Raw genomic sequence first — 9,491 nt, forward strand, 5'->3', positions numbered from 1 at the left:
TTCTGGAATTTAATTTGCAGGGTCGCAGCGAATCTCACTTAATACAAACGCTAATTCCCTAACATCTTCATTGAGACCCGCTCTTACTCCGCTCATTGTCTCACTCGCAACAATTGAAAGCTGAAAATAATCTTCTGCATCAATTGTTACAGGTACTTCCAGGCAAAATAATGAACCTTGGCCAACTTCCTGACTCACTAACTGTTCGTCAACTGTCATAGTTATCTTAGTTAAGGGAGCGTGATGTACGGGAATATAGCCAATTAGTTTAACTCGACAGACCTTTTTTTTAGCACGGAAGTAAGCACTGACCTCACTGCCAGCCCACCCGTCATGCTGCCAAAAACCTGTGGCATCTCCTTCTGGAATAATTGAATCAGTCGTCGGCAATTTGATGCAAGACTCACCTATCTTTTTGGGTGGAGGACTAAAGAAACTAAAATGGTTTGTATCTAATACAGGTAAAGGATTTAAAAATCCGTTAATTAACACGCTAATTAACTTTTGCCACTCTTGCGAATTTGTCAGGGCTCTCACATCGAAAATACAGCCACGATCAATGGCATATCTGCCAAATTTTTTTAGCCAATCATAAATTGTCTTAGTGCGGTAATAAGGAGTATAACTCAATGACTGCTCTAGGTAACCCTTCATCTGAGGTAAATAACTTGTGGAGTATAAATACCAAGCAATCCATACTAAAGTTTGATAGCGAACCTCTTTCTCTAATAAGCGGATATGACTTGGCAGGTCTGGTATTGAAAAAAAATTATCTATTACTGCATAGAGTGATTCTGCCTGTTCTATGCTATTGTTCATCGTGTTGCATTCATGTTGGCGGTAGCAGGTAGTAATTTGGGGAACCCACGCTGCTTCACAGCCCATCAGTGCTAAACGGAGTACCATATCTACATCAGAGGACTGAGTAAATCGAGTGTCAAAACCACCAGCACGTTCTAAGCACTGACGGGAAAACATCATGGCACTAGGAAGCACGGGTTTCCAATGCAACCAAGCCCTTAAATTTAACTCTGACGCCTTGTGCCAAGGTTCTACATTTACGATAGCTTTTCCCAGCACGTTAACCCGCTGCCAGCCACTATGTACTATCCCTAATGTGGGCTGCGCTTGAAAACAAGCTACCTGTAGTGCTAGCTTGTCAGCTAACCAGAAATCATCCTGATCGAGGAAAGCAATGAATTCACCTTTAGCCATCTGGATACCCAGATTTCGCGCTGCTGCTACTCCTTGATTTTTCTGATACACATAGCGCATTTTATCCAAATAAGGCAACAACACGTCGTCGCTATTATCAGTGGACCCGTCATTTATGACGATGATTTCATAGTTCGTGTAGGTTTGATTCAAGACACTTTCTATTGCTTCAGCAAGAAAGCGATCGCCTTGATAAACAGGAATAATTACGCTAACTATCGGTGTTTGGGTCTGTGTTGGCATAGGTGTTGGGATAATGGCGCTTCACCTGGGTGTCCCGGTGGTAGCGCACATGAAATTGCTAAGGATTAACTGTAAAGCTCACCACTTAATACCAGACCTGGGAATGCTGCACCGGAAAGAAGCTGTTGATTTTTATATTAAGAAGTACGATCGCCCCTTTCTCCGCCTCTACAACCACCCCAAACCCACATCTTCGCCAAAATTAACCCGGATCGGACAGCTAACCCCCGAAAGAATAACTATAAAGAACCGATCGCCAGTTCCCCAGCAGCGAATACAGGATTTTATCGACAGTTAACTGGCACAGAACACATTACATTTTAAGGAAGGAATTAGATATGCAGCAGGATGGCGTTACCGTGTGGTTCACGGGTTTAAGCGGGGCAGGCAAAAGTACGATCGCTACTGAACTAGCCAAAATTTTACGGCGGCAGGGATACAAAGTAGAAGTTTTAGATGGCGATATCGTCCGCAAAAGCCTCACGAGAGATTTAGGTTTCAGCAGAGCCGATCGCGATGAAAATATCCGCCGCATTGGCTTTGTCGCCGATCTTTTGACCAGGAACGGTGTAATTGTTTTGGTTTCAGTCATCTCACCCTACCGCGATGTCAGGGAGGAAGTCGGACACCAAATTGGTAACTTTATTGAAGTTTATGTGAAAGCTCCCCTCGAAGTTTGCGAACAGCGAGATGTCAAGGGACTTTACAAGAGAGCTCGTGCCGGTGAGATTCGAGGTTTTACTGGCATTGACGATCCTTACGAACCACCCTTGCACCCGCCAGTAGAATGCATCACGGATAGGGAAACGGTAACAGAGAGTGTAGCTAAAGTGATGGATAAATTAGAAGTGTTTTGGGCCAGCACTCCTCTATCTTCTGCTCAACTTTAAACGTTCATCTGTTGATTTTTTTGCTCTTGGGTTGAAGTTAGATTATCTATCTGTTGGGGTGAGCGAGCCCTTTCCCCAACATCCGCCGGCTTGACAGCAACGTCACTAAAAAAATTAGTCAGCCATCATCAATAAAACGTATCCGCTCAATAATTCGGGGCGGACTACCCACTCAGGAACGATTTTGCGTCGCGTCATTTGAGGTGCATCGTTGAGCGATTTACCCCGGATTATTGAGCGGATACAATAAAACATTATGTCATCTCCAAAACCTTTCCTCCCCCCTCCAGACCCCCTAAATAAATCTAAAGACCACTACAAATTTCAAGGAAAACCCTACAAGCATCTTGAAATAGAGATTAATTTGACATCCTTAAAAACTATAGCTACTGCTATTTTGTTAGGGGTTCCTTATCTTGGGTTGATTCACGTATTTTTATCGGGAGGCGCCAAACTAATAGCTATTAGTCTAGTAGTAGTAGGTATCTTGATAGGGGGAGCGATCGCGCTTTTATACTACTTAAACAGACAAGAGCCTGTCAAAGCGCCTTCCAATCAAAAGAAACGGCACTAATAGACACTCTATCGCCCTACTCAATCCCGGATCAGACTCCGCTTGGTCAATTCACCCGAAATGCGATCGCCCCCCAACTCTGTAATTAAGATTTTGCCTATCCTCAAGCGATCGCCCTGTTGAAAAATTCGATGCAACTGTCCGGATTGCGCTCGAATTATCAGGAAGCTTAATTGGTAGATGCACCCTGATTAATTAACTCCCGACCAATTTTGGCCGGGTTTTTTTTGGCGATTCCACGCCCTGGCCACAAATTATCCCAAATTCTGCCAAAGTGCCCTGAAAGAGGTGCTGTGAGGCCGGAGACTAAATTAGTAGATGCACCCTGATTAATTAACTCCCGACCAATTTTGGCCGGGTTTTTTTTGGCGATCGCCCCCTCTCGCCACACATTCTCCAAAATTCTGCCAAAGTGTCCTGAAAGAGGTGCTGTGAAGCCGGAGACTAAATTGGTAGATGCACCCTGATTAATTAACTCCCGACCACTTTTGGCCGGGTTTTTTTTGGATCTCGCCCGCCCTCGCCAGAAATTATCGCAAATTCTGCCAAAGTGTCCTGAAAGAGGTGCTGTGAGACGGGAGACTAAATTGGTAGATGCACCCTGATTAATTAACTCCCGACCAATTTTGGTTTGGGGTTTTTTTTTGCGGTATCGGCGGTGATGCTGAATAAAGTTTGAGGTTTTCCGGATTGCGCTGGAATTCTCAGGAAGCTTAATTGGTAGATGCACCCTGATTAATTAACTCCCCGCCAATTTTGGTTTGGGGTTTTTTTTTGCGATATCGACGGTGATGCTGAAGAAAGTTTGAGGTTGTCCGGATTGCGCTGGAATTCTCAGGAAGCTTAATTGGTAGATGCACCCTGATTAATTAACTCCCCGCCAATTCTGGTTTGGGGTTTTTTTTTGGCGATCGCACCCCAAACCACGAATTTCCCCAAATTTTCCCAAACTGTCCCGAACAGGTGCACCTTGAACCGGAGACTAAATTAGTAGATGCACCCTGATTAATTAACTCCCGACCAATTTTGGCCGGGTTTTTTTTTTGCGTATTACAGCCAAAATCGCTAATTCTCAAATATTTTCCCAAACTGTCCCGAACAGATGCACCTCGAACCGGAGACTAAATTAGTAGATGCACCCTGATTAATTAACTCCCGACCAATTTTGGCCGGGTTTTTTTTGAGCGATCGCAGGCTAAGCCACAAATTCTCGCTAATTCTGCCACACTGTCCTGAAAGAGGTGCTGTGAGGCGGGATATTAAATTAGTAGATGCACCCTGATTAATTAACTCCCGACCAATTTTGGTTTGGGGTTTTTTTTTGAGCGATCGCAAGCTGATTCACAAATTATAGGAAATTCTGCCAAAGTGTCCTGAAAGAGGTGATGTGAGGCGGGACATTAAATTAGTAGATGCACCCTGATTAATAAACCCCAGCCAATTTTGGCCGGGGTTTTTTTTGCTCGAAAGCTGGATTAGTCGATCGACCTACAACACTTCAAAAGACTGCACCTCAAGCACCGGGCCGATCATAGCAAAAGTCATCACATCCTTACGCACTTCACCTTTAACACTGACTTTTAAACCAGCTTTTTTCAACTCAGAAGAAGCATTCTTAAGTTCGTAAGTTTCGCCATCTTCGCCCACCAAAGCCCAAGTGCCCGGGCCAAATCCTTTGCGTTCAATTACACCCTTGACAGTAATACTCATGCCGATCGCACCTCTGTTTTAATTGCTAAACGCGCCAGTCCGAAACACAGAAAAGCATTGACAATCAAAAATGTTTGTGCTACCAAACCTGTGCCCAATCCCCAGACTGCGGGAGACACAAAAGCATTCACCGCTAAACTGCTGGCAAAACCGATCGAAATTGCGATCGCGATCCACTTCCACTGTTGATGTCCCAACAGCAAAGCAATCAAAATCCCAGGAATCAAAACGCTAGCAAAAAAGGGATTCAGCATACTGCTGCCATTAATTGCGCCGCCGAGTTCGGGAATAGAACTGCCCATCACCCGCAGCGGCCACTGCGGCAAGTCAAATACAAACAAGTTCCGCAGCCCGAAGAACCCAGAACTGCCAGCAATCAAGCCGCCGGAAAAGCCCCAAGTCCAGGCGAAGGGGAAATAATTCCGCATAAAGAAAGCCAGCAGGTAAGAACCGAGCACCATTGCAATTTTAGGCAACAGGGCGACTGCACCGCCGTCAATCCAAAAGCGGGGGTTGAGATAGCCGTTATCGCGCAGCCAGCGGAAGAAATCGCGGAAGTTGATTTTTCCGCGCTGGGCTAGCTGAACCGCTGCGGCTGCGTCTAGGTGTCCTGAACCAAAATGGTTTAACGGATCTTCAGTGACATTTCGCGAGGACTGCAAGAGTACGCTGCGAATTTCGTCTGGTTCTGTGATGCCGGAGGCCTTGACAAGGGCTGCAACGGCGGCAACGTGGGGAGAAGCCATGCTAGTGCCTTGGTAGCCTTCAAAGACTTCGGCGCCGGTTTCCGGGTCGATCGTACTTTGCAGGATTTTGCCCATTTCAGAACCGCCGGGGGCCGCAATGTCAACCCCTGCGCCGAAATTGGAGTAAGAGGCTTTTTCCTCGTCCGGGCCGAGGGCGGAAACGCCGATGACGTGGGGATAGCGGGCGGGATAGGAAGCGGAACTGTCGCCGGAGTTGCCGGCGGCTGCGATGATGACAACGCCTTTAGAGTGGGCGTAGTCGATCGCCTCTTCCATTAACTGACTTTCACCGCCACCACCGAGACTCATGTTAATCACGTCGGCGCCGTTGTCAGCAGCAAATTTAATTGCTTCGGCGATGTCGGAAACCGTACCGCCGCCGCTGCCGCTTAAGACTTTCAGCGGCATTAAAGCTGCTTCGTAGGCGATGCCCGCAACGCCGTAATTGTTGTTAGTTGATTGGGCGACAGTACCGGCGACGTGAGTACCGTGGCCGTTGTCATCGTAGGCTTGGGCGCGATCGTTTACAAAGTCGTAGCCCGGTACAAATTTGGTTTCTTTTAAGTCAGCGACTGGAGTAATACCCGTGTCAATTATCGCTACTGTTGTGCCGCTGCCTTTGGTTTCGTTCCAGGCAGATTCTACATTGATGCTGCGGAGATTCCACTGCTTGGTATACATGGGGTCGTTGGGAATCTCGAAAGCGCTGTAGACAAAGTTCGGTTCAATGTATTCGGTATCTTTAGCCAAATTAGATTTTCTCAGGGCGTTTAGCAAAGTGCGATCGCCCTTAACTACATATACATTGTCGCCCGCTGAGAATTCGCTGTTGAGTTGCGGTGCGACTTTGTACTGTTGGGCGATCGCCTCTACTTGCTTGGCGATCGTGGCATTACCGACATCTTCGCGGAAATCCAGCACAATCGAGTCGTAAGTGCCTTGAGTAGCAAGTCCTGGGAAATTAGAAATCGCCCAGCCGAGACCGATTAAAAATAAGCACAGAAGGAAAAACTTTTTCATTGCCGATCGTCCGTTTAGGGAAGGCGTGTTCACCACAATAACCCAATTTTCACCGCCAGCGCCAGTTTTCCTTGCTGCGACTTGTGGGGCTCTCGCACGCGGGCGTTTGGTAGTTTTCGGCTGTGGCTGTGACTAGATCAAAAATTGCTCTAATTTCTAGTTGAAATTGCAGAGCAAGTTTTAGGACTTCAATTAATTGTATCATTAGAGAAGATGATAAACAGAACCAGGACTATTTTCAACAAGGGTATTGCATGGAAAGAGGTTTAATGTGGCTGCCGCTGCTGGCAATTTTTATTGGGCTAGCTTGGGCTGGATGGAACGAGTATCAAAAGCTGGAAGCGTATCGCGTCTGGGCCGAACAATTCGCTAAAGCCAAGTACGATATTTATGCTGTACTCGGTCAGCAAGAAGACAGTTTAACTTGGGGAAAACCTACTCGCAGCGGGCCGGTAAATTTGCAAACTTTTTCTTTAAAAGATGTGCAGTCGCTGCGGTTGTTAGTCAACTCTCAGGCAGTTGATTTAGACTCACCGCCGAATTCTGGAAGTCCAATCGCCCTCGAATTTTTGTTGAAAGATGCTGCTGCGGTGCAGGTTCCTTTTACAGAAATTCCTCTAGCGACTAAATGGGGAAAATACTTGCAGCAAGAATTGCAGCGCTTTAAGTAAAAACACTCTCCGGCGGGGCAGCGTATCAGATATTAACTCGGCTACTTTAAGTTACAAAAGTCTGTAAAGCTGGTAGTAAAAATAGAACTTACGCCACAAATCCTTTGAACCGCCATCTATAGGGGTAAAGTGTGTACGGATCACCCGGAGAATGTGAGTTCTTGTAGTAAGTAGTAGAAGTAGTGTCCCCGTGCCTAGCCCGGTAGTCATCCGTGCCCACCTTAGAGTTAAAGTTCTTTGCCAGCGCGTCCTAAAACAGCTAAATTGCCAGCCCCCCAATCTGCGGAATGCAAACACAAGAATTTTTACAGCGCTATCAACAGGGAGAGCGAAACTTTGGTCACATTGACCTCAGCGGCGCTAGTTTAAGCGGTGTCAACCTGCGAGAAATAGACCTCACTGGTGCTAACTTGACCGGTGCTAATTTGAGCTGGTCTTTTTTGAGCAATGCCAAGTTGATAGGGGCTTGTTTGCGGCGCGCGGATCTCCGCAGTGCGGGGCTAGCTGGGGCGAATCTGAGCGGGGCAAATTTGAGCGGGGCAAATCTTGCTAAAGCGGATTTGCGCCTTGCTTGTTTGGCAGCAGCAGATCTCAATTGGGCCACGTTGCCTGAAGCGGATTTGGGCGGTGCTAATCTTCAAGGAGTTAAATCTGACCAAATTAATTTGGCTGGGGCTAAACTCGACGGCGCGAAGTTGATGGAGGCGGAATTGATGGAGGCGAATCTCAACCGCGCCAGTCTTGTTGGTGCTAATTTAACGGGTGCTAATTTGCGGGAAGCGCATTTGGTGGAAGCGAATTTGCGATCGGCAATTTTAATCGGTGTAAATTTGATTGAAGCTGACTTGAATGGCGCTCAAATGCGATCGGCAAATCTGACGGGCGCTGACTTGCACCGAGCTGTGCTGGCGGGGGCGGATTTGACTGAGGCGGTGCTGGATAATGCTGATTTGAGTCGAGCTAATCTGGCGGGTTCTTATTTATTGAAAGCGAGTTTTAAGAAGGCACTTTTGCTGCGAGCTAACCTGCAAGGAGTGTATTTGCTGCGAGCTGATTTGAGCGAAGCTAATTTGCGAAGTGCTGATTTGCGGAAAGCGGATTTGAGCGGCGCTTATTTGATGGATGCGATTTTGGGTGAGGCGGATTTAAGAGAAGCTTGTTTGATTGAGTGCCGTTTGATTCGGACGAATTTGGAGGGGGCGCAGCTTACGGGTTGCTGTATTCAAAATTGGCAAGTTCAAGATGTCGATCTGTCGAGAGTTGACTGCAGCTATGTTTTTACTGGGTTTGATTATACTGCGAAAGTTGCGGCAAATCGCTTTCCGGTCGATCGCGATTTTGAGTCGGGGGAATTGGGGCGGCAGCATCAAGAGGACTGTTCGATTGTGAAGGTGTGTTTTGATGAATCTCCTAATTGGGAGGCTTTGGTTTTTACCCTGCGTCGGGTGGAGTTGGAAAGTCGCGAACTCAAATTGAACGTTCAATTTTTTGAGTCTGCGGGAGAACAAAGTTTACTGCGGCTGAGCGCGAACCGTTTGGTGAACGGCAAGATTTTGGGCGATCGCATTTTGGAGCTTTATCCAGATATGTTGGAAAAGGTTTTAGCCAAGGGCGCTGAAATTTTGAGTTTGCTCGACTTGGCTGTTCCTAGTAACAATGCGGAGCCGAGTAACAAGGAAGCGTTGCTCAGAAGACAGGAAATCTACCAGCGAATGGTGCGCCAAATTTCGTTTATTTTGATGTCTCAGACGCCGGATAAATTCTCCGAAAGCGTGCAGCGGCTGTTGGATTATTTGAAGCAGCAAGGTATCCCGACAGAGCAGATTCAAAAGAAAGTCATCAGTCAGGCGATCGTGCAGCGGGCGAAGCAAGATCCGGTGTTTAGGGAACAGTTGCTCGCGTGGGAGAAAACGGCGCCCGATCGCGTTCGTTCTTCGATGATGGGGGAAGCGGTGCGGTATGCGATCGGCCTTTTGATCGATTATTAACAGTTAATTGTTAAAACTTGAAGCCGGAGAGTGGCTCATACCCGCACTTGCTCTTCTGCGTCGGAAACTGCAAGCCTCGTGCAGCGGGCGAAGCAAGACCGGGCTTTTCGAGAACAGTTGCTGGCGTGGGAGAAAACGGCTTCGGATTGCGATCGGTGTTCGGTAATGGGGGAAGCGGTGGGGTATGCGATCGGCCTTTGGTGGGAATGAAACGGTGTGTTCGAGCGCTCATGGGGGAGGTTTTCTGTGCGATATTTTAATTAGGGTTTTGATAGAGTGCGAGTATCTTGCTCGCGGGAAAGAATTGCGGTAGGAAAAATCAGTGCGAGCATCTTGCTCGCGGGAAAGATTTACGGTCGGAAAAATCAGTGCGAGCATCTTGCTCGCGGGAAAGATTTACGGTCGGAAAAATCAGTGCGAGCATCTTGCTCGCG

At 47.2% G+C, this 9,491-nt stretch carries 12 protein-coding genes; 6 read left to right on the top strand and 6 right to left on the bottom strand.

The features are described from left to right. Nucleotides 1–9: 9 nt before the first annotated feature. A complete protein-coding gene (locus tag QUB16_RS14270; protein WP_333316975.1) occupies nt 10–1,458 on the bottom strand; it encodes a glycosyltransferase in 1,449 nt (482 codons plus the stop codon). 13 nt (nt 1,459–1,471) lie between these two features. On the opposite strand from QUB16_RS14270, the gene QUB16_RS14275 reads away from it, so the two are divergent. Together QUB16_RS14275 and cysC are read left to right on the top strand one after the other, a co-directional pair. Further along, nucleotides 1,472–1,756: a hypothetical protein gene (locus QUB16_RS14275; protein ID WP_333316977.1), complete on the top strand. Its 285-nt coding sequence runs from the start codon at nt 1,472–1,474 to the stop codon at nt 1,754–1,756. Further along, nucleotides 1,740–2,348, top strand: a complete 609-nt coding sequence (gene cysC, locus QUB16_RS14280) for an adenylyl-sulfate kinase (protein ID WP_333317030.1) — start codon at nt 1,740–1,742, stop codon at nt 2,346–2,348. Before QUB16_RS14275 ends, cysC begins: the two co-directional genes overlap by 17 nt. 114 nt (nt 2,349–2,462) lie before the next feature. On the opposite strand, the gene QUB16_RS14285 is transcribed toward cysC, so the two are convergent. Further along, the gene (locus QUB16_RS14285; protein WP_333316978.1) at nt 2,463–2,603 is read right to left on the bottom strand and encodes a hypothetical protein; all 141 of its coding nucleotides are present in this window, start codon (nt 2,601–2,603) and stop codon (nt 2,463–2,465) included. Between the two features lies 1 nt (nt 2,604). Between QUB16_RS14285 and QUB16_RS14290 the strand changes: the two genes are divergently transcribed. Beyond that, entirely contained in the window at nt 2,605–2,922 is a 318-nt protein-coding gene (locus QUB16_RS14290) for a hypothetical protein (RefSeq protein WP_333316980.1), read from the top strand. A 169-nt stretch (nt 2,923–3,091) separates the two neighbouring features. Here QUB16_RS14290 and QUB16_RS14295 read toward each other — a convergent pair whose 3' ends face one another. The 4 genes from QUB16_RS14295 to QUB16_RS14310 all read right to left on the bottom strand — a co-directional run bounded on the left by QUB16_RS14295 (nt 3,092) and on the right by QUB16_RS14310 (nt 6,398). Further along, nucleotides 3,092–3,652, bottom strand: a complete 561-nt coding sequence (locus QUB16_RS14295; protein WP_333316982.1) for a hypothetical protein — start codon at nt 3,650–3,652, stop codon at nt 3,092–3,094. 335 nt (nt 3,653–3,987) lie between these two features. Next, on the bottom strand, nt 3,988–4,257 hold the full coding sequence (locus QUB16_RS14300) for a hypothetical protein (RefSeq protein ID WP_333316983.1): 270 nt from the start codon (nt 4,255–4,257) through the stop codon (nt 3,988–3,990). A gap of 153 nt (nt 4,258–4,410) precedes the next feature. Next, nucleotides 4,411–4,632 carry a hypothetical protein gene (locus QUB16_RS14305; protein WP_333287372.1) on the bottom strand — a complete coding sequence of 74 codons (222 nt, stop codon included), beginning with the start codon at nt 4,630–4,632 and terminating at the stop codon, nt 4,411–4,413. Continuing rightward, nucleotides 4,629–6,398, bottom strand: coding sequence for a S8 family peptidase (locus QUB16_RS14310; RefSeq protein WP_333316985.1), 1,770 nt, complete (start codon nt 6,396–6,398; stop codon nt 4,629–4,631). Before QUB16_RS14310 ends, QUB16_RS14305 begins: the two co-directional genes overlap by 4 nt. A gap of 254 nt (nt 6,399–6,652) precedes the next feature. Between QUB16_RS14310 and QUB16_RS14315 the strand changes: the two genes are divergently transcribed. The 3 genes from QUB16_RS14315 (at nt 6,653) to QUB16_RS14325 (ending at nt 9,267) form a co-directional block, all read left to right on the top strand. Further along, entirely contained in the window at nt 6,653–7,069 is a 417-nt protein-coding gene (locus tag QUB16_RS14315) for a hypothetical protein (protein ID WP_333316987.1), read from the top strand. Nucleotides 7,070–7,356: 287 nt separating this feature from the next. After that, nucleotides 7,357–9,057: a pentapeptide repeat-containing protein gene (locus QUB16_RS14320; protein WP_333316989.1), complete on the top strand. Its 1,701-nt coding sequence runs from the start codon at nt 7,357–7,359 to the stop codon at nt 9,055–9,057. Nucleotides 9,058–9,087: 30 nt separating this feature from the next. Then, nucleotides 9,088–9,267, top strand: a complete 180-nt coding sequence (locus QUB16_RS14325; RefSeq protein ID WP_333316990.1) for a hypothetical protein — start codon at nt 9,088–9,090, stop codon at nt 9,265–9,267. The last annotated feature ends 224 nt before the right edge of the window (nt 9,268–9,491 follow it).

It is taken from the genome of Microcoleus sp. D3_18a_C4, from assembly GCF_036702415.1.
Lineage (GTDB): Bacteria > Cyanobacteriota > Cyanobacteriia > Cyanobacteriales > Microcoleaceae > Microcoleus.

Excerpts from the sequence above, each read along its gene's own strand:
- QUB16_RS14310 (WP_333316985.1), bottom strand. The coding sequence starts at position 6,398 with ATGAAAAAGTTTTTCCTTCTGTGCTTATTTTTAATCGGTCTCGGCTGG.
- QUB16_RS14290 (WP_333316980.1), top strand. The coding sequence starts at position 2,605 with ATGTCATCTCCAAAACCTTTCCTCCCCCCTCCAGACCCCCTAAATAAA.
- QUB16_RS14320 (WP_333316989.1), top strand. The coding sequence starts at position 7,357 with ATGCAAACACAAGAATTTTTACAGCGCTATCAACAGGGAGAGCGAAAC.
- QUB16_RS14305 (WP_333287372.1), bottom strand. The coding sequence starts at position 4,632 with ATGAGTATTACTGTCAAGGGTGTAATTGAACGCAAAGGATTTGGCCCG.
- QUB16_RS14315 (WP_333316987.1), top strand. The coding sequence starts at position 6,653 with ATGGAAAGAGGTTTAATGTGGCTGCCGCTGCTGGCAATTTTTATTGGG.
- QUB16_RS14270 (WP_333316975.1), bottom strand. The coding sequence starts at position 1,458 with ATGCCAACACAGACCCAAACACCGATAGTTAGCGTAATTATTCCTGTT.
- QUB16_RS14285 (WP_333316978.1), bottom strand. The coding sequence starts at position 2,603 with ATGTTTTATTGTATCCGCTCAATAATCCGGGGTAAATCGCTCAACGAT.
- QUB16_RS14275 (WP_333316977.1), top strand. The coding sequence starts at position 1,472 with ATGGCGCTTCACCTGGGTGTCCCGGTGGTAGCGCACATGAAATTGCTA.